This window comes from Myxococcus qinghaiensis (assembly GCF_024198215.1).
Lineage (GTDB): Bacteria > Myxococcota > Myxococcia > Myxococcales > Myxococcaceae > Myxococcus > Myxococcus qinghaiensis.
The window spans coordinates 25,695-44,993 of sequence record NZ_JAKCFA010000017.1; the positions used below are offsets into that span (position 1 = coordinate 25,695).

Genomic DNA, 19,299 nt, shown 5'->3' on the forward strand with positions numbered 1-19,299 from the left:
GAGGCTCCCTTGCAGACTTCCTCTCCTGCTCCCGCCCTGCCCTCGGACAACGAGCGCCTGAACTGGCTGTCGTCCATCCCCTTCTTCGCCGTCCACATCATGTGCCTCTTCGTCCTCTCTGTCGGGGCGAAGCCAGTGGACGTGGCGGTCTGTGTGGGGCTGTACATCCTGCGCATGTGGGGAATCACGGTGGGCTTCCACCGCTACTTCTCCCACCGGGCCTTCAAGACGGGCCGTGTCTTCCAGTTCATCCTCGCGCTGGTGGGCACCCTGTCCACGCAGAAGGGCGTGCTGTGGTGGGCGGCCAACCATCGCCACCACCACCGGACATCGGACCAGGCGGACGACATCCACTCGCCGGTGCAGAAGGGCTTCTGGTTCAGCCACGTGGGCTGGATTCTGTGTGACAAGTACGGGGCCACGCGCATGGAGGGCATCAAGGACTTCGCGCGCTTCCCGGAGCTGGTGTGGCTCAACCGCTTCCACCTGGTGCCGCCCGTCCTGCTGGCGGTGGCGCTCTACTTCATCGGCGGCTTCTCCATGCTGGTGTGGGGCTTCTTCGTGAGCACCACCCTCCTGTGGCACGGGACGTTCACCATCAACTCCCTGAGCCACATCTTCGGAAAGCGCCGCTACAAGACGACGGACACCAGCCGGAACAACTGGCTGCTGGCGCTCATCACCCTGGGCGAGGGCTGGCACAACAACCACCACTACCACCAGAACACCGCCAACCAGGGCTGGTTCTGGTGGGAGGTGGACTTCAGCTTCTACTCGCTGAAGGTGCTCTCCTGGTTCAAGGTGGTGGAGGGGCTGCGGCTGCCCTCCGACTCGGTGAGGTACGCGTACAAGAAGTACTCGGCGGAGGACCGCGCCGCGCTGGCCGTGCCCGCCCGCTTCTTCGGCGCGGGAGGCACGCGCGCGCAATTGGTCGCCGCGAAGGCGGCCGCCGAGGGCAAGGTTCGCGAGGCGCTGGCCGTCGCCGCGGACCACCTGCCCTCCTCGGCACCCACACCGCAGCCGATGCTCAAGCAGTAGCCGTCGCAAGTCAGGGCGAGGCGGAGGCGCACCCACCCGAGTCCCGGCCAACCGGCTAGAGTGGCTCGCGAGTGACTTCGCCTCCGCCGATGAAACCCGCCTCCGCGCCCGTGCGTACCGGAGACGACTCGGGGCGCGCCTCCGTCGCCCCCGAGTCCGACGAGGTGCTGATGGCGCGGTTCTGTGAGGGGCAGGCTCTGGCGTTCGACGCGCTCTTCCAGCGCCACTCCCGCCAGGTGCGCGGCTACCTCACCCGGCTGACGGGCAGCGCGTCCACGGCCGAGGACCTGGTGCAGCTCACCTTCATGTCCCTGGTCCGCTCGCGCGGGCGCTTCCTGGCGGGCTCCCGCTTCAAGCCCTGGCTGTACGCCATCGCCACCAACGCGGCGCGGGACTTCCAGCGCCGGGGCCGCCGCCCCGAGGAGCTGACCCCCGAGGGAGAGCTGCCCACGGGCGTCGCCGACGAGGGCCCTGGCCCCCGCGACGTGGGGCTGGAGCGCGCCGTGCGCCAGGCGCTCGACGCGCTGCCCGAGGGCCAGCGCATCCCCATCCTCCTGCACCGCTTCGAGGGCATGGGGTTCGCCGAAATCGCCGACACCCTGGGCCTCACCGAGAGCGCGGTGAAGGTCCGGGCCCATCGCGGCTATACGCGCTTGCGCGAGCTGCTCGCCACGCTTCGAACGGAGACCCTGGAATGACCCCCGAGTGTTCACGGGTGATGGACCGCCTGGGCGAGGCCCTGCCCCCGGACCTGGCCGCGCACGTGGCCAACTGCCAGGAGTGCCAGGTGGTGACGGGAGGCTTCGAATTCATCAGCGGACCGAGCCCCGCTCCCACGGCGCCGGCGTCCGCCTCCTCTGACGACGAGGACGACGAGGACACCCTTCCCGGGCAGTTCGACGCGCGGCGCTTCGCGCTGGAGACCCTGGCGAAGCAGCCGAAGGCGCGCCCCTGGTGGCATGGGCTGGTGCTGCTGGTGGGCGTCCACGCGGCGACGGTGGGCGTGGGGCTCATGCTGTTGAGCCGCGACTTCTGGGTGGGCAACGCGGCCCACTCCAGCATTGTCGTGGGCGTGGCAATCCTCATCCTCGCGCTGCTGGGCGCCGGCACCTATATCGCGCTGTCACCCCACCGCCGCGTCGTGCCCTGGGTGGCGGTCCTCGCCACCTCGGGAGCGCTGGGGCTCACCGTGGTGCTCACGGGCTCCGGCCAGCAGGGCCGGGCCTTCCTCGCGGGCCTCGTCGGCTGCATGGGCACCGAGCTGGCGGTGACGGTGGTGCCCCTCGCCGTCACGCTGGTGCTCTTGAGCCGCTCCGCCTTCCACCCCGTGCGCGCCCTGGCCGCCGGACTGTCCGCGGGCGCGGCCAGCCTGCTCGTCCTCCACCTGCACTGTCCCGACGGGACGGCGTCACACCTGCTCTGGGGCCATGTCGTTCCCTGGCTGGGGCTCGGGGGAATCGCCGTGCTGCTGCGCTCGCGCATGCCCACGAGCAGCCACGCGCCCTGAGGACAGGCGCCCCTCCGCCCTCCTCCTCGCTCCCTCCTCCTCGCCCTCTCGCGCCGTGCCTCCGAGAGGAGTGCCACCGGCCCGACAAGCCACTCCAGAACGTTGCAGCTTCCACGTTCGGGATGGGTTAGTGGGAGGACCAATGAATGTCGATGAACCTCCGCCTGGAGTGGTGACCCAGCGCTCGGCGTGGCTCGTGCGAGCCCGAGAACTGCTGAGCCGCTTCACCCACGCGGCGCTTCAAGCCTCCAACCGCCTGCGACTGCCCGGCCCGTCGGTGCTGCCGGTGGCGGGCGCGGTGGTGGGGCTCTACAGCGGACTTGTCGCGGGCATCTTCTCCAACCTGATTGGCCTCTTCAGCGGCCTGACGTTCGGCGCGGCGGAGCTGGCGCACACGCTGCGCCGCAGCCAGCTGCTGACGTTGATGGACGCGTTCGGCTCGGCGCGGTGGCATCTGGAGTACGCCATCGTCGGGGCGCCGCTGGCGTTGGGCGCGCTGATGCTGGCGCGGGTCATCGAGCCCGGGGGCCCTCGGGACGAGGTGAAGCGACGGCTGCGCCTCCTGGCGCTGCTGACGCTGGGCGCGCTGTCGCTCTACTACCCCCTGGTGGCGCTGGCCGCGCTCAACAGCGTCTTCGGCCACCCCCACTTCCTGGCGGAGGCGATTCCCCAGCTGCCCTGGTGGCTGATGCTGCTGGCGCCGACGCTGGGCGGCGTGGCGGTGGGACGGCTGCTGCGGGACAGGCCGGAGACGCATGGCCACGGCGTGCCGGAAGTGGTGCGCGCGGTGAAGAGCGGCGCCAACGTGGTGCCCGCGGACCGGGGCCTCTTGAAGCTGGTGGCGTCCGCCATCACCATCGGCAGCGGTGGGTCGGCGGGCCGCGAGGGCCCCATCGTCTATGGCGGCGCGGCGTTCGCCTCCAGCGTGGGCCGGGTGCTGGGCTTCAGCCGCAAGGAGCTGTCCATCCTCCTGGCGTGCGGCGCGGGCGCGGGCATCTCCGCGTCCTTCAACGCCCCCATCGCCGGCGCCGTGTTCGCGATGGAAATCATCCTCCGCGAGTTCGAGCTGCGCGTCTTCTCGCCCATCATCCTGGCCAGCGTGGCGGGCACCCTGGTGAGCCAGGGCGTGCTGGGCGAGGCGCCCATCCTGCGCAGCGTGCCGTACGAGCTGGTGAGCGGCTCGGAAGTCCTGGCCTACGCGGTGCTGGGCATCGGCTGCGGCCTGTTGGCCTTCACCTTCGTGCGGATGCTGCACGGCGTGGAGCACTTCTTCCAGGGGCGCATGGGCGGCACGCTGTCGCCGTGGCTGGGCCGCAAGTCGCTGCCGTTCCGCGCGGGCGTGGGCGGGCTGTGCGCGGGCACCATGGCCTTCGTCAGCCCCACGGTGTGGGGCAGCGGACACGACTTCATCAACCTGGCGGCGGTGGGAAAGCTGTCCTTCCTCTTCCTCGTCACCGCCTGCGTGCTGAAGCTGGTGGCGACGGCCATCACCATCGGCTCGGGAGGCTCCGGCGGGACGTTCTTCCCCGCGGCCGTCATCGGCGCCATGGCGGGCGGCGCGTTCGGCACGCTGGTGCACTACTTCTTCCCGGCCAGCACCGGCCCCAGCGGGGCGTACGCGCTGGTGGGCATGGGCGGCGCGGTGGCGGCGCTCAACCGGGGTCCGCTCACCGGGATGATGATGATGTACGAGCTGAGCGGGAACCACGACATCATCCTCCCGCTGATGGTGACGTGCACCATCGCCTCCGCGCTGTGCCACTACCTCATCGAGCGCAACGCGCCCAAGGCGCCCAGCGACGCGGACCTGCTGGAGCACACGCCCGTGAAGGAGCTGATGGAGCACATGGCGCCCGTGCCCGCGGGCCTGCCCATGCGCCCCCTGGCGGACCTGCTGCTCACCTCCGAGACGGGCGCGCTGCCGGTGCTGGACAACCACGGCGAGGTCTACGGCATCGTCCAGGTGGAGCAGCTGCGCGAGGTGTGGCGCGACGAGGCCATGTACCCGCTGCTGGTGGCGAGCGACCTGGCGCGCAAGCTGCCCGCCCTGGCTCCCGACACCGACCTGGCCCACGCGCTGCTCCTCATGGACCAGGAGGACGTGGACGCCCTGCCCGTCGCCGCGCCCGAGGGAATCGCCACCCGGGGCCTGCTGACTCGCGCCGCGGTGAGGCGCTTCCTCTTCGCCCAGCACGCCCGGGCACACGCGAGCGGCGACACCCCCGTCAGCGCCACGGAGACCTCCCACTGACGCCCCTGGGGTCCGGGCCAACCCCCTTTTACGAGGAAGGCTCGTCCTGTTCGTGGCGTGAAGGATGGGACATGCTGGGCGCCCGGAGGCGTCCGTGGAGCTACTCCGTGCGAGTCCAGCCGAGCACCCGCTGCTGCGAAACCTGTACCCGCTCTACCTGCATGACTTGAGCGAGTTCGGCGTGGAGTACCGCCTGGACGCGCAGGGCCAGTGGGTGCCGAACTTCCTGCCCACGTGGCTGGCGGACTCCAACGAGGTCCACCCGTTGCTGCTGCGCTGGGAGGGCCGCACGGTGGGCTTCGCCTTCGTGGCGCAGGCGCCCTTCCCGTACATGACGCCCGGGCGCGACTTCCGGATGAGCGAGTTCTTCATCCTGCGAGGCGAGCGGGGCTACGGCCTGGGCCGGCGCGCGGCCATGGCCGTGTTCGACCGCTTCCGGGGGCTGTGGGAGGTGTCCCAGCTCCCCGCCAACCACGCGGCGACCTCCTTCTGGAGGAAGGTCATCCGCGAGTACACCGGCGGCCAGTTCGAGGACAGCTACGTGGAGGACTCCCCGGCCCAGCTCTTCGACAACCGGGGACTGCCGCCGCTGCGCCTCAAACCGCCCAGGGACCGCTAGCTACGGCTTCGGCTTCGCCTCGGGAGCGGGCTGTTTCGCGGCGGGCGCCGGCGCTGCGGCGGGAGCTGGCGTCGCGCCGGGTTCAGGAGCCGCGGCGGGCTTGCCCTGGGAGCACGAGGTGATGGCGCCCGACGGGTCGATGGCGTCACCGCCCGAGTCCACCTTGAGGACCTTGCGCCCCTCGCCGACGACGAAGGTGTAGCGCTTGGACACCGTCACCAGCGGCATCTTCACGTCGTACGCCTCGACGACCTTGCCCTCGGGGTCCGGGATGAAGGGGAACGGCGCCTTCAGCTCGTCCTTGAAGCGCTTGAGCGTCGCCGCGTCGTCCGTGCTGAAGGCCAGGACGCGCCCCTGCAGCTTTTCGATATCCGAGTGCCGGGCCGTGTACGCCTTGAGCTCCTTGGTGCACCCGCCCGTGAAGGCCTTGGGGAAGAAGGCGACGATGACGGGCCCCTGCTTCACCAGCTCCGACAGGATGTAGACCTTGCCGTCGGTGTCCTTCACGGTGAAGTCCGGGGCGGTGTCGCCCACGTTGGGAACGGCGCCAACCAGCAGGCCTGCGAGCAGCACGGGAGCGAGGAGCATGCCGGCCATTTGAGCGGGCCCGCTCCTCCCAGGCAAGCGACGCAGGCGTCGCTACTTCGCCTCGGCCATGCGCGCCCACACGGCGGCGGCGGCCTCGCGCGCCTGCTCGGCCACCACGGAGGGGTTCACGGACAGCGGCCGGCGCGCCCACATGCGCCACACCCCGTCCACCATCACCGCCTCCACGTGCCGGCTGCCCAGGCCGAACACCACGTGCCACGCCAGGTTCTCCGCCGTCAGCGGCGTCGCCGGCAGGTAGTCGAGCACCAGCAGGTCCGCCAGCGCGCCCTCCCGCATCGGCCCCACCGGCACGCCGAAGTGCTGCGACACCAGCCGGTGTCCGTTGGCCAGGTAGCGCAGCACGTCGATGGGCTGCCCCGCCTCGCGCGAGCGCAGGTACGCCGCCTGCGCCTCCGCGAACAGGTCCGCCGACACACCGTCCGCCCCCAGCGTCGCGCGCGCGCCGAACTTCAGCGCCGGCGCATAACCCACCTCCAGCCCCTGGTTGGCGCGCGGCGTGTGGACAATCCACGCCCCCGTCGCAATCACCTGCGCCAGGTCCGCCCACGCCAGGTGCCCCACGTGCGCCAGCTGGCTGCGAGGCGACAACAGCCCCGCGTCCAACAGCCGGGGCACCTGCGAGGCGCCGTGCCGCTCGTTGGACAGCCGCTCATCCAGCGGGTCCTCCGCGAGCGGGATGTGCAGGCCGGTGTTCGCCGCCTTGAGCGCCTCGGCGAGGCCCTGGAGCGCGTCCGGCCCCAGCGTGAAGCAGGGGGCCGCGCCCACCTGGCCCCGGAACCTCCCCTTCGCCTTCTGCGCGAAGCCCACCGTCTCCTCCAGCCCCTCCTCGCGCCCCACCGCCCCGCCGCGGTCCGACACCGCGTAGGCGAGCACGCCGCGCACGCCCACCTCATGGAGCCCGCGCGCCAGCCGCACCAGCGAGCCCGACACCGCCTTGGGCGACGAGTGCAGGTTGCACACCGTCGTCGTGCCGCACTGGAGCGCCTCCAGGCCGCCCGCGCAGCCCGCCACCTGGACCGCGTCCAAATCCAGCGCGTCCTCGTAGGGCCAGAGCACCTTCTCCAGGATGTCCTGGTAGGTCTCCATCGCGGTGTTCGGCATGCCCCGACCCAGGACGGCGTGCAGCCGGTGGTGCGCGCTGACCAGGCCCGGGAAGACGAGCTTGCCGGAGAGGGCCACCACCTCGTCGTCGGACTGGGGCGTCAGGTCCGGCCCCCGCGCGACGATTCGCTCCCCTTCGACGCGCAAATCCACGCGTTCCACCACCGCGGGCTCCAGCTCGACGACGTAACCACCCTTGAGGACGGTGCCCAACATCCCTCCGAAGAACGAAGAACGAAGCGCGTGGCGGGTCAGCGCGCCGGGAGGTTAGCACTCCACCGGACCCATCGCGCGAGCCAGCAGATAGAGCGCCCACACCCCGCGTAAGGCCCATAGCACCCCGCGCACCAGGTTGGTCGCCAGCAGGCCACGGAGCGCCTCGAGGTCATACCCACCTCGGAGCACCTCATGCCGAGGCACCTGCCAGAAGAAGGTGGACAACCACACCCCCACCACCGCCGCGAGGCCCGCCCACGCCATCCATGCGGGCACCCCTGGAGGCAGCGGCGTCAGCACCAGCGCCACCGCGCACCCCAGCTCCACCAGCATGGGCACCGCGACGACGCGGGTGATGCGGCGGCCGTGCTCGGCGGCATAGGCGGCGAAGCCCTCCACGCCCACCCGGGCGAACAGCGGGTAGTGCACGCCCTGGACGACGGCGATGACGCCCACCAGGTAGAGGGTGGCCGCCGCGTGCGTGAGCCACAGCAGCGGCGCGCCTTGCGTCATGCGGGCCTCCGACCTTTCTCAGGCACGTGGAAATCCACGACCAGCCTGGGCCCGCGCGGCAGGGGGGCGCAAGCGCCGGGCGGCCGGGGCCGGGACGGAGACGGGCAGGCGTCCACCCTCGAACTTCTGAGGGGGGACGCGGGGAGGCTCTCCACATAGACTGGCGCCATCTTGGAGTCGGGTCCGAACACCTATTGGGTCGGTCGCTATCGGCTGTCCGCGCGCATCGCGACGGGCGGCATGGCCGAGGTGTACCTGGGGCGCCGCTTCGAGGATGACGGCGCGCGCGGGCCCGCGGTGGCGGTGAAGCGGCTGATGCCGCACCTGGCCTCGGACCGGCGCGTGGTGCAGATGTTCCTCAACGAGGCGCGAATCACCGCGCAGGTGCGCCACCCCAACGTCGTCGCCATCCTGGAGCTGGGCATGGAGGGCACCGAGCCCTTCATCGCGATGGAACTGCTCGAGGGCCGCTCCTTCGCGGAGCTGCGGCAGGAGGCCGCCGAGCGGGGCCAGCGCGTGCCCTTGGGCATCACCCTGCGCGTGCTGGTGGAGGCGTGCCGGGGCCTGGACGCGGCCCACCGCGCCGTCGACGAGGCGGGCCGTCCGCTGCGCATCGTCCACCGCGACTTCACCCCCGACAACATCCACGTGGGCGTGAATGGCGCGGTGAAGGTCATCGACTTCGGCATCGCCAAGGCGGACGCGCTCGGGTCGGGCACGGAGCCCGGCGTCCTCAAGGGCAAGTTCTTCTACATGTCGCCGGAGATGATCGCCGGCAAGCCCGTGGACCACCGCGCGGACCTCTTCGCCGCGGGCGTCATGTTGTACGAGCAGCTCTGTGGCCGCAGGCCCTTCACCGGCATGACGGCCGAGGAGGTGCTGGGCCGAATCGCGGAGGGGCGCGCGCGTCCCCCCACCGCGTTCGACCCGTCCGTCCCCGCCGCGCTGGAGCTGGTGTGCCTCACCGCGCTCCAGAGAGACCCGGCCGCGCGCTTCGACAGCCTCGAGTCCTTCATCGACGCCATCGAGGCCATTGGCGGCCAGGCCGAGGTCGCCACCGGGGAGCAGGTGGCCGCGTACGTGGACACCCTCTTCCCACCGGACCGGGACCCGAAGCGCCAGGCCCTGCGCCGCGCGCGGATGGCCGACCCGTCCCACGGCGGCACGCCGCCGATTCCGCGCGCCTTCGACCCCAACGCCGCGCCCCACGACGCCATGACGATGCCGGGCGCGTGGCCCCAGGTCTTCCTGCCCGACGTGGGCGCCACCCTCCACGGCGAGCCTCCGGACTCCGTGCGCCCGCCCCCGCCCGCGTTCCCGGGCTCCACCGAGGCCGCCACCGTCGCGGGCTTCCGCGCCAGCTCTCCGGGCATCTCGCCGCCGTCGCGACCTGACGCCGCGATGGACTCGACGCCGCCCACGCGCAATCCGGCGGACTCGTCGCCTCCCACGCGCAACGACTCCGGCATCACCCAGGGCGGTCCTCGACGTCGCTCACGGTGGGGCCTCGCCCTGGCAGGGGTGCTCGGGCTCGCGGCGCTCGGTGCCGGAGGGACGTGGTACCTGACGCGCACGGAGTCGTCGCCCACGGAGCGACTGGCGAAGGCCCAGGCCGCCGACACGCCCGCCGCGAAGGTGTCGCTGCTGTCCGGCCTGGGCGCGGACCCTCGCGCCACCGCCGAGGAACTGGCCCAGGCGGGGACGACGCTGTTGACGGCTCGCGCCCACCCCCAGGCGCTGGAGCTGGCGGAGGCGTACGTCGCGCGCTTTCCGAAGGACGTGGAGGCGCACCTGCTCGCGGCCCAGGCGGCCACGGAGCTGAACCGGGGCAAGCGGGCGGAGCGCGCGCTGGACGAGGCCCTCGCGCTGGCGCCGAAGGACCTGCGCCCCTCGCTGATGCTGGCGGACCTGCGCGAGCGCCAGGGAGACCTGTCCGGCGCGGTGGCGGCGCTGGCGAAGGCCTACGCCCAGAAGCCGGGCACCGCGCGGGTGGCGCCTCGCTACGGGCGGATGCTGTCGCAGAGCGGCCGGCTGGACGAGGCCGCCACGGTGCTGTCGGCCTGGACGCGCGAGCACGACGACGCGGCCAGCCTGGCGGAGCTGGGCTTCGTGCGCTTCCGGCAGGAGCGCGTGGACGAGGCCGCCACGCTGCTCAAGCGCGCGGTGCGCAAGGATGCCCGGCTGGCCGTGGCGCACTACTACCTGGGGGCCGTCCTCTTCCGTCAGGGCGACAGCACGGGCGCCGAGCGCGCGTACCGGGAGGCGGACAAGCTGGCCCCGGAGGACCCTCGGGCCCTGGCCGCGCGATGCCAGCTCCATGCCCATGGTGGCAATGCGACGGCCGTCGCCGAGGTGAAGCGTACGCTGGAGGAACGATTCCCCGAACGGGCGAACGTCCTCGCGGCGGAGTGCAAGACGGGGAATTAGCTTCCCGTCCATGTCTCGCGGCCCCCATCTCGTGCTCCTCGCCCTCGTCCTGGGGGCACTCGGCTGTTCGTCCTCGACGGCCTCACGCCCGGAAGTCCCCGGTGACACCGGTGGCCCTGATGAGCCCTCCGTGCCGGAGCGCACGTCCTGCACCGGACTGTCCGAGGGCCCGGGCACCCATGAATGGACAGTGACGCACGATGGGCGGGCGCGGACCTACCGCGTCCACGTGCCTCCCGGCTACGACGCCACGAAGCCCATGCCCACGGTGCTCGCGTTCCACGGTTTCGGCTCGAACCCCGAGCAGCTTGAAGTCCAGACGGGCCTGTCGACGCTCGCGGACACCGAGGGCTTCCTCGTCGTCTACCCGCGCGGGCTGAGCGCCCAGGAGCTCAACGGTGGCACGACCAGCAACCCCCGGGACAACACCCGGGGCTGGAACGCGGGGGCGTGCTGTGGGTCGGCCCAGGTCTCCAACAGCGACGACGTGGGCTTCGTGGACGCGCTGCTGACGGACCTGGACACCCGCGTGTGCGTGGACCCGCGCCGCACCTTCGCCACCGGCTTCTCCAACGGCGGCTTCTTCTCCTACCGGCTCGCCTGTGAGCGCGCGGGACGCTTCGCCGCCGTGGCGCCCGTCTCCGGCATGTCGCCGCAGAGCGGGTGCAACCCGTCCCGTCCGGTGCCGGTGCTGCACATCCATGGCACCGCGGACACCGTCATCCTCTACGCGGGAGGCAACAACATCCCCTTCGGCCGCGCCTACCCTTCCGCCGAGGACTCCGTCCGGAGCCAGGCCGAGCGCAATGGTTGCGGCGGCCCGGTGGTGGAGACGTACCGCCAGGGGGACAGTACCTGTAGCGCCTTCACCGGCTGTTCTCCCGAGAACGCCACCGCGTCGCTCTGCACCGTGCAGGGCGGCGGACACACCTGGCCTGGCAGTCCGGTCAGCGCGGGCAACCCCACGCAGGACCTGAACGCCACGCTCGAGGCCTGGCGCTTCTTCCAAACCCGGCCTCGTCCCTGATGCGCAGGAGAGTTCTTCGTGAGTACACGCGCCCTCATCATCAACGCCGACGACCTGGGGTATGACCCCGCCGTCACCCGCGGCATCCTCCAGTCCATGCGAGACGGCATCGTGTCGTCCGCCACCCTCATGGTGAACACCCCGTTCGCCGAGGCCTCCGCCCACGAGGCCCAGGGCCTGTCGCTGGGGCTGCACCTGAACCTGGCCCGGGGCACGCCGGTGTCGAGCGACTTCCCGCGCGAGATGCTCGGCGCCAACGGGAACTTCCTGGAGTCGCGCGCCTCGAGCATGACCGCCGAGGTGGTGGAGGCGGAGACGCGCGCGCAGCTGGAGCGCTTCACCGCGCTGACGGGGCGGGCGCCCACGCACGTGGACGTGCACATGCATCTGCACCTGCAGCCCCTGGTGCTGGAGGGCCTGTCCCGCGTCGCCCGGGAGCACAAGCTGCCGGTGCGCTCCATCGACTCCATCATGCGCCACGCGCTCAAGACGCAGGGCATCCCCACCAACACGCACTTCCTGGGCGACACGGGCTCGGACGCGTACTGGACGCTGGAGCGGCTGGAGGCGGAGCTGGTGTCGCTGCCCTCCGAGGGCATCGTCGAGCTGATGTGCCACCCGGGCTATCGCCCCGAGACGGTGAAGAGCAGCTACGGCGCCCAGCGCGAGGTGGAGCTGGCCACCTTCCAGAACCCGAAGGCCCGCGAGACGCTGTCGCGCCTGGGAATCACCCCCGTGGACTACCGGGTCCTGACGCAAGCGAGCTGATCCCCAGGCTCACGTCAGGGGTCCCCGCCTTGCGAGGGGGGTGGCCCCTGACGAGCCGGGCTCCGCGCATGCCCCTCAGAGTCGAGGGGCCGCGGGCAGGTCACCCACCGCGGACGCCACTCCAGAGGGCCGCCGCCGCTCCTGCATGAGCACGTTGCGCACGCGCGCCACCAGCTCATCGGCGACGTACGGCCGCGTGCACAGGGACGTCTCCTCCTGGGCCCACCACGGCCGCGCATCCCCGGCCAGGAGGATGGGCACCGGCCGCGCGCGCGGCAGCGTGGCGAAGGTCTCCAGGAACATCCCCGCCTTGCCATGCGTGACGGAGGTGGACAGCACGATGAGGTCCACCGGCAGGTGCGTGGCCTGGCGCAGCGCCTCTGCTCCGTTGCGCGTGGTGAACACCTCGAACCCCTCGGCGCACAACACGCGCTCCGCCAGGGCCTCCTGCGCGGAGTCCTCGTCGAGCAGCAGCACCCGCCGGGGCAGCCGCTTCACCTCGTGCGACGGCATGCGCGGCAGGCTCACCGTGAAGGTGCTGCCCTGGCCCTCCGCGCTCGCCAGCGACAGCGCGCCCCCGTGCAGCCTCGCGATGGAGTGGCTGATGAACAGCCCCAGCCCCAGTCCCCCGAAGTTGCGGTGCGACACGTTGCGCGCCTTGTAGAAGCGCTGGAACACCTGGGACTGGTCCGCGCCCGGGATTCCAATCCCATGGTCCTGGACGTGGATGCGCGCCTCGCCCGCGAGCCGCTCCACGCACACGGTGATGGGCTCGCCCGGCGGGCTGTACTTGTGCGCGTTCTCCAGCAGGTTCACGAGCACCTGCTCCAGCCGGTCCCTGTCTCCCCGCACCCACACGCGCTCGCGCGGCACGTCCACCGCGAAGGGCCTGTCGAAGGCCGCGCGGAAGTGGTCCACCACCTCCGCCACCAGCTGCCCCACCTCCAGCGGCGACAAATCCAGCGCCAGCTTCCCGGCATCCAGCCGCGAGGCGTCCAGCAGGTCATCCACCAGCCCCGCCAGCCGGTCCACCTGCCGCTTGGACTTCAGCACCGTGGCCAGCTCCAGCGGTTGCCCCGCCGTGAGCCGGCGCTCCATGGTGAACAGGCCCAGCTTCAGCGGGGTGAGCGGCGTCTTCAGCTCGTGGCTCGCGATGGACATGAACTCCTCGCGCACCTGGAGCGCCGCCTTCGCCTCGCGCAGGAGGCGCGCGTTCTCCACCGCCACCGCGAGCTGATTGGCCGCCGCCGTCCACAGCTCCAGCTCCCGGGCGGAGAAGGACGTGCCCTGTTCCTTGTAGAGGAGCAGCAGCCCCACCGTCCGGCGCGGCGCGCACAGCGGCACCGCGGCGAAGATGGAGCCCATCGAATCCCCATACCCCCGTTGGATGCCGAGCTGCGCCTGCCGCAAGGCCAGCGCCTGCCGGAACGGGTCCTCCTCCGGGTCGAACGAGTCCTCGGGAGACTCGCTCCCGGCCAGGTCCGACACCGCCGAGCGGCGCAGCTCCGTGCCGTCCTCCTCGCAGAGGTACACCTCCGCGCGCCGCACCTGCGCGCAGCGCACCAGCGCCACCACCGCCGCGGCGCACACGCTGTCCACCTCCAGCGTCTCGCCCACGGCCCGGGCAATCTCGCGCACCGCCATGGAGAAGGCGCCGTCGTCATCCACGCCGGAGGGCTCCACCACCAGCCAGGAGCCGGGAGACTCCTCCTCCCGTCCCGGCTTCACCTGCACGCGCACCTGGTGCAGCTCGCGGGTGATGACGTGGCCGGTGTGTGGACGGCCCTCGCGCACGGCCAGCTCCACCGCGTCCAGGCTCCGCCCGCGCTCCAATGCCTCCAGCAGGCTGGTGCCCAGCGGCAGCGTCATGCCCGTCTTGCGGGCGAACCCTTCCTCACACCACTGGACGCACAGGTCGGGTCCTACGCGCACCAGGGCCTGGGGGAGGCACGAGAAGGCTTCTTCGACGTCAGGGGGAAGCGTCATGTGCTCGCGAAGGTGGCGGGGGGCCTTCTCGGGATTATGAACCCCGCCCCGAGTGCGCAACCCGCCTGCCCCCCGCATTCCCCGCTGGTGGACGACCGCCGCGTTGAGGGGGTGACAAAACCCTCCAGGGGCAACCAGGCAGGCTTGGCGCCACGTCGTGGATGACACGTAGCGATGGTGTGGTAGACGACACCGCCATGCCTTCGCAGCCGACCAAGGAACTCCAGACCTTCCCCAACCCGGCCCCTGAGCGCGACTACGAAATCGCGTTCGACTGCCCGGAGTTCACGTGTCTGTGCCCGCTCACCGGGCAGCCGGACTTCGCCCGGTTCAAGATTACGTACGTCCCGGACCAGCTCTGCATCGAGCTGAAGAGCCTGAAGCTCTACATGTGGGCCTACCGGAACGAGGGGGCCTTCCACGAGAAGGTCACCAACACCATCGCCGACGACATCATCAAGGCCATCCAGCCGCGCAAGCTGACGCTGGTGGGTGACTGGTTCGTGCGCGGCGGAATCGGCACCATCGTCACCGTCACGCACGAGAAGAAGTAGCCGTGTAGCAACAGCCGGAAGCCGCGAGCGCCGTCTCGAGGGCGCTCGCGCCTCACTCCGCCTTGTTGAAGATGGCGTCGGCGTTCTTGTTCAGGTCCGTCTCGATGCGGTCGGCGGCCTTGTGCACGTTCTGCAGCCTGCGGGCGGCGGCGGCCTCCGGGTCCGTCTTGGCCGGGCGGTTGAGGACGTACCGGGCCGCCACGACCAGCACGACGATGCCCAAGATGAAAGTGACCATGCGTCCCATGGACTGCCTCCTCCCGCCTCAGCGGGTGAGCTGTTGCACGAGCGGCGCCCACTGCGCCTGGGTGAAGTAGAGGCCCGTCCCCGCCAGCGACGCGAGGGCGAGCGCGACGAGCGCCCACTTGAGGCCACCGCCGGAGCGCGAGCGCGAGGTGTCGAAGACCTCCACCGCCGCGTCCAGTTCCTGGGGCCGTAGGAGCTGCTGCGCCTCCGTCTCCGTCAGCTTCTGGCGGTGGCGCAGGAAGGCGACCAGCAAGCCCGCATGCGACACCTGGACTTCCTGGGCCAGGAAGACGTCCAGTTCGCGGCGCATGGCGGCGGCGTCCGGGAAGCGGTCCTCGGGCTTCACCTCCATGGCGCGCTGGATGATGCGCACCAGGGGCGAGGGCACGTTGGGGGCCACCTTGCTGAGCGGCGTGTACTTGCCGTCGCGAATCTTCGCGAAGACCTCGCCCGCCGTCTTGCCGTGGAAGGGCCGGGCGCCGGAGAGGGCCTCGTAGAGCAGCACGCCGAGGGAGAAGATGTCGGTGCGGCCATCCAGCGGCGCGCCCGTCACCTGCTCCGGGGACATGTACGAGGGCGTGCCCACCGCCATGCCCGCCTGCGTGAGCGCCTCCAGCCCGACGTCCTTGGCGATGCCGAAGTCCATCAGCTTCACGTCACCGGACTTGGTGAGCATGACGTTGGCGGGCTTCAAGTCACGGTGGATGATGTGGCGGAAGTGCGCGTGGTCCAGCGCGCTGGCGATGCGCGCGGCGATGACGCCCGTGACGTCCGGCGGCAGCGGCCCCTCCTTGATGAGCGTGTGGAGGGTGGGGCCGTCCACCAGCTCCATCACCATGAACATGCTGTCGTTCTTCTCCACCAGGTCGTAGAGCGTGACGATGTTCTGGTGGCGGAAGGCGGCCAGCGCGAGCGACTCCCGGCGGAACCGGGACAAGGTCTCCCTGTCCCGCTTGCCCTCCGGCAGCAATTCCTTGATGGCGACCTCGCGCTGAATCATCTCGTGGAGGCCGCGATACACGACGGCCATCCCACCTCGGCCCAGCTCTCCGAGCACTCGATACGCGCCAATCTTGCGATGACGGACTGCTTTCTCAGCGGCAGGCACGGGCGAAGGGTACAGAACTGGACGCGCACCGTCGATGTCTCACGTGGCCATCCCCGGTACCGGCGGGTCTGGACCCTGGGCTCCCCCCGATTCCGGCCCCCCTCACTCATGAACTTCCGTCTCTTCGTCCCGCTCCTCGCCCTCTGCTTGCTCGGAGGGTGCATCGTCCACCGCGACGTCCACGGCCACGGCTCGCATCCACCCAAGTCGAAGAAGTCCAAGCGCAACAGCAAGGATTGTCACCCGAGCCAGTACTGGGATGGCGACGAATGCCGTCACAAGGGCAAGGGCAAGGGCGCTCGCAAGCACGACGGGTGAAGTCCTGGGACGTGAGCCGGGCCCGCACTCACCTGGGGCGTGTCCCGCTCCGCCCGGGAGAGTTGTAGGGTGGGTGCGCTCATGCGCACCGAAGCCTCCCTCGTCCCGCAGCCCGCGCTCCCGCAGTCCCCGCCGTCACCGGGCCGGGAGCACGCGAGCGAGCACTGCACGCTGCTGGATGGCGGGACGGAGGCGTTTCCCCGGATGCTGGAGGCCATCTCCTTCGCCCGGCACCGCATCCACCTGGAGGTCTACACCTTCGAGCGCGAGGGCGTGGGCGCGCTCTTCCTGGACGCGCTGGTGGCGGCGGCGAAGCGGGGCGTGGTGGTGAAGGTGGTGGTGGACGGCTGGGGGAGCATCGGCGCCAGCAAGCACCTCACCCAGACGCTGCTGGCCGCGGGCGCGAAGGTGCGCGTGTACAACCCGCTCACGTCGCTGTGCCTGGGCCGCTCGTGGCGCAACCACCGCAAGATTCTCCTCGTCGACGACACGGTGGCGTTCCTGGGCGGCATCAACATCGGCGATGCCTACGCGGCCCGGGGCGACGTGCCCGGCTGGGCGGACCTGGCGGTGGAGCTGCGGGGCGACATCTGCCGGCAGTTGGGCGCGAAGCTGACGGCGGGCGCGGCGGCGCTGTCGGCGGGCGCGGTGAGGCTGTTCCTGTCCGGCATCGGCGGCGGGCACCGGCTGCGCAAGCGCTACCTGTCCGCCATCGACGGGGCGAAGCACGAGGTCATCCTCGCGCACGCGTACTTCCTCCCGGACACGCACTTCGTGAAGGCGCTGACGCGCGCGGCGCGCCGGGGCGTGAAGGTGTCGCTGCTGCTCGCTGGACGCAGCGACGTCATCTTCGCCCGGGCGGCGACGATGCGGCTGTACGCCACCTTCCTGCGCGCCGGGGTGAACATCCACGAGTGGACCGCCTCCACGCTGCACGCCAAGGCGGCGGTGGTGGATGGCAGGACGCTGCTGGTGGGCAGCTTCAACCTGGACCCGCTGTCGCTCGTGAATCTGGAGACGCTGGTGGAGGCGGAGGAGCCCGGCGTGGCGGCGCAGGCGGCCCTGTGGCTGGACAAGCACGTGGCCCTGTCGCGGCACGTGCTGCCCGAGCAGTGCGGCCGCTCCGGCCTCCAGCGGTGGCTGCTGGACGTCGTGGGACTGGCCGTGGCGCGCTTCGCGGAGCGCTTCGCCAGCTTCATCGGCCGGCGGCGCAAGCGGTGAGCGCGTCACGCTCGCGTCACGCGAGGGCCTGAAAAAGCCCCTGCCCGGCCGCAGCCCCCTCATGACGTGCTGCGCGGGCCACCAGGGCGCTCTACACTGTCGCACGTCCAACCATGCCCATTCGCCGCCCCGCCCTCCCGCCCGTACTCGCAGCCATCGATGTGGGGACCAACGCCGTGCGACTGGAGCTCGCCCGGCCGGACGCCGACGGGGCGCTCGAGACGCTCCATCAGGAGAGAGACCCCATCCGCCCGGGTGAGGGGGTCTTCGCCACGGGCACCATGCCGGAGGCCACCGCCGAGCGGCTCCTGTCCACGCTGCGGCGCTACTCCGCGCTCTGCCGTCGGCACAAGGCCCAGGTGCGCGCGGTGGCCACCAGCGCCCTGCGCGAGGCCCGCAACAGCCCGGACATCGTCCGACGCGTGCGCGAGGAGGCCGGCCTCAATCTCGAGGTCGTCAGCGGCAAGGAGGAGGCGCGCCTCATCTGCCTGGGCGTGCTGCACCGCAAGCCCCCGGGCACGCGCTCGCTGCTCATCGACATTGGCGGAGGCAGCACCGAGGTGGCCACCGCCGTGGGCGAGAAGCCCGACAACCTGTGGAGCCTGGGGCTGGGCTCGGTGCGCCTCACCGAGGTCTTCGAGGCCTCGCGCACCGTGACGACGAAGCAGCTGCGCATCATGCGCAGCTTCGTCCAGGAGGTGTTGGGCAAGACGCTGCCGGAGAAGCTGCCCCTGTTGCCCCGGGTGGCGCTCGGCTCGTCGGGCACCATCAACGCCGTGGTGTCCTTCGCCTCCAGCGAGAGCAGCGGCAACGCCACCGTGCGCCAGCTCACCCAGACGGTGGAGACGCTGGCGCAGATGCCCGCGGACCGGCGGCGCAAGCGCTTCGACCCCAAGCGGGCCGACATCATCGTCTCCGGCGCCGTCATCCTGGAGGGCGTGGCGAAGTACCTGGGAATCGACTCCGTCAGCGTCGTCAACCGGGGCCTGCGCGACGGCATCCTCGTGGACCTGCTCTACCGGCAGGACGCCCACCACCAGGACGACGACCACAGCCTGGCGGACGCCGCCATCGTCATGGGGCAGCGCTTCTTCTTCGACGAGAAGCACGCGCGCCAGGTGTCCCGCATGGCGCTGACGCTCTTCGACGACCTGGCCGCCCTGCACCAGCTCCCGCTGTCGGTGCGCCCCTATCTGGAGGTCGCCGCGCTGCTCCACGACATCGGCCACGCGGTGAACTACGAGCGCCACCACAAGCACACGTACTACCTCATCCGGCACGCGGACCTCCCCGGCCTCGCGGACCGTGAGCGCGAACTGGTGGCGCGAGTCGCCCGCTACCACCGGCGCAGTCCGCCGGAGCTGGCCCACTCGGGCATGGCGGGGCTGACTCCCACCGAGGCCCGCACCGTGCGCAAGCTCGCCACCCTGCTGCGCGTGGCCAACTCGCTGGACCACAGCCACCACCAGCCCATCAAGGACTTCAAGGCCACCAACGGCCGCGACGGTGTCGCCCTGCACCTGCACGCGCGCCAGCCGGTGGACCTGGAATTGTGGAACGCGGAGCACGAGGTGGCGCTCTTCCGCCGAGTCTTCGGCAAGAAGCTCTCCTTCCACGTCCACCACGCCACGGGCCGCTAGCCGCACGGCGCCCCGGCTGCTGGGCGGAAGAGGGGCCGCGCGCGCCCTGCCCGCCTTCGCGCGGATGCCCACGCTCCAAGTCGCACGGGTCCGTCGTCACCAGACGGGCCCTGCTCGACTTTGAACGTCAGGGCCCCCTCGGGGGTGAGA

Annotated in this window: 18 protein-coding genes; 12 read left to right on the top strand and 6 right to left on the bottom strand. The window is 71.2% G+C overall.

All coding sequences use genetic code 11. The annotated features are described in order from the left end of the window. Positions 1–9: 9 nt before the first annotated feature. From LZ199_RS28565 to LZ199_RS28585, 5 genes are all read left to right on the top strand, one after another. Positions 10–1,038 (top strand): acyl-CoA desaturase, encoded by a 1,029-nt coding sequence (locus tag LZ199_RS28565; protein WP_253996941.1) that lies wholly within the window; start codon positions 10–12, stop codon positions 1,036–1,038. Between the two features lie 110 nt (positions 1,039–1,148). Then, positions 1,149–1,736 carry an RNA polymerase sigma factor gene (locus LZ199_RS28570; RefSeq protein ID WP_253996942.1) on the top strand — a complete coding sequence of 196 codons (588 nt, stop codon included), beginning with the start codon at positions 1,149–1,151 and terminating at the stop codon, positions 1,734–1,736. Beyond that, positions 1,733–2,545, top strand: a complete 813-nt coding sequence (locus LZ199_RS28575; RefSeq protein WP_253996943.1) for a DUF1109 domain-containing protein — start codon at positions 1,733–1,735, stop codon at positions 2,543–2,545. The genes LZ199_RS28570 and LZ199_RS28575 overlap by 4 nt, the downstream gene beginning before the upstream one ends. 142 nt (positions 2,546–2,687) lie before the next feature. Then, the gene (locus LZ199_RS28580) at positions 2,688–4,796 is read left to right on the top strand and encodes a chloride channel protein (protein ID WP_253996944.1); all 2,109 of its coding nucleotides are present in this window, start codon (positions 2,688–2,690) and stop codon (positions 4,794–4,796) included. Positions 4,797–4,890: 94 nt separating this feature from the next. Beyond that, complete coding sequence (locus LZ199_RS28585; protein WP_253996945.1) at positions 4,891–5,415, top strand: GNAT family N-acetyltransferase; 525 nt, start codon at positions 4,891–4,893, stop codon at positions 5,413–5,415. Here LZ199_RS28585 and LZ199_RS28590 read toward each other — a convergent pair whose 3' ends face one another. Genes LZ199_RS28590 through LZ199_RS28600 form a run of 3 tightly spaced genes read right to left on the bottom strand, consistent with a single transcriptional unit; the run spans position 5,416 to position 7,854 of the window. Then, positions 5,416–6,012, bottom strand: coding sequence for a peroxiredoxin (locus LZ199_RS28590; protein WP_253996946.1), 597 nt, complete (start codon positions 6,010–6,012; stop codon positions 5,416–5,418). A 42-nt stretch (positions 6,013–6,054) separates the two neighbouring features. Further along, the gene (locus LZ199_RS28595; RefSeq protein WP_253997119.1) at positions 6,055–7,338 is read right to left on the bottom strand and encodes an amidohydrolase family protein; all 1,284 of its coding nucleotides are present in this window, start codon (positions 7,336–7,338) and stop codon (positions 6,055–6,057) included. Between the two features lie 54 nt (positions 7,339–7,392). Further along, positions 7,393–7,854, bottom strand: a complete 462-nt coding sequence (locus LZ199_RS28600; RefSeq protein ID WP_253996947.1) for a hypothetical protein — start codon at positions 7,852–7,854, stop codon at positions 7,393–7,395. Between the two features lie 240 nt (positions 7,855–8,094). On the opposite strand from LZ199_RS28600, the gene LZ199_RS28605 reads away from it, so the two are divergent. From LZ199_RS28605 to LZ199_RS28615, 3 genes are read left to right on the top strand one after another with little or no spacing between them, the layout of a single operon-like run. After that, complete coding sequence (locus tag LZ199_RS28605; protein ID WP_253997120.1) at positions 8,095–10,281, top strand: protein kinase domain-containing protein; 2,187 nt, start codon at positions 8,095–8,097, stop codon at positions 10,279–10,281. Between the two features lie 10 nt (positions 10,282–10,291). After that, positions 10,292–11,308 carry an extracellular catalytic domain type 1 short-chain-length polyhydroxyalkanoate depolymerase gene (locus tag LZ199_RS28610; protein ID WP_253996948.1) on the top strand — a complete coding sequence of 339 codons (1,017 nt, stop codon included), beginning with the start codon at positions 10,292–10,294 and terminating at the stop codon, positions 11,306–11,308. Between the two features lie 18 nt (positions 11,309–11,326). Further along, positions 11,327–12,076: a carbohydrate deacetylase gene (locus LZ199_RS28615; RefSeq protein WP_253996949.1), complete on the top strand. Its 750-nt coding sequence runs from the start codon at positions 11,327–11,329 to the stop codon at positions 12,074–12,076. A gap of 75 nt (positions 12,077–12,151) precedes the next feature. Here LZ199_RS28615 and LZ199_RS28620 read toward each other — a convergent pair whose 3' ends face one another. Next, positions 12,152–14,062, bottom strand: coding sequence for a hybrid sensor histidine kinase/response regulator (locus LZ199_RS28620; RefSeq protein ID WP_253996950.1), 1,911 nt, complete (start codon positions 14,060–14,062; stop codon positions 12,152–12,154). 197 nt (positions 14,063–14,259) lie between these two features. Between LZ199_RS28620 and queF the strand changes: the two genes are divergently transcribed. Continuing rightward, positions 14,260–14,616, top strand: a complete 357-nt coding sequence (gene queF / locus LZ199_RS28625; RefSeq protein WP_141646096.1) for a preQ(1) synthase — start codon at positions 14,260–14,262, stop codon at positions 14,614–14,616. Between the two features lie 52 nt (positions 14,617–14,668). Here queF and LZ199_RS28630 read toward each other — a convergent pair whose 3' ends face one another. Continuing rightward, on the bottom strand, positions 14,669–14,863 hold the full coding sequence (locus LZ199_RS28630; protein WP_253996951.1) for a hypothetical protein: 195 nt from the start codon (positions 14,861–14,863) through the stop codon (positions 14,669–14,671). Positions 14,864–14,881: 18 nt separating this feature from the next. Next, the gene (locus LZ199_RS28635) at positions 14,882–15,892 is read right to left on the bottom strand and encodes a serine/threonine-protein kinase (RefSeq protein ID WP_253996952.1); all 1,011 of its coding nucleotides are present in this window, start codon (positions 15,890–15,892) and stop codon (positions 14,882–14,884) included. Between the two features lie 186 nt (positions 15,893–16,078). On the opposite strand from LZ199_RS28635, the gene LZ199_RS28640 reads away from it, so the two are divergent. The 3 genes from LZ199_RS28640 to LZ199_RS28650 all read left to right on the top strand — a co-directional run bounded on the left by LZ199_RS28640 (position 16,079) and on the right by LZ199_RS28650 (position 19,149). Continuing rightward, entirely contained in the window at positions 16,079–16,288 is a 210-nt protein-coding gene (locus tag LZ199_RS28640) for a hypothetical protein (protein ID WP_253996953.1), read from the top strand. A gap of 81 nt (positions 16,289–16,369) precedes the next feature. Further along, entirely contained in the window at positions 16,370–17,509 is a 1,140-nt protein-coding gene (locus tag LZ199_RS28645; RefSeq protein WP_253996954.1) for a phospholipase D-like domain-containing protein, read from the top strand. A 113-nt stretch (positions 17,510–17,622) separates the two neighbouring features. Further along, entirely contained in the window at positions 17,623–19,149 is a 1,527-nt protein-coding gene (locus tag LZ199_RS28650; RefSeq protein WP_253996955.1) for a Ppx/GppA phosphatase family protein, read from the top strand. Positions 19,150–19,299 lie beyond the last annotated feature (150 nt).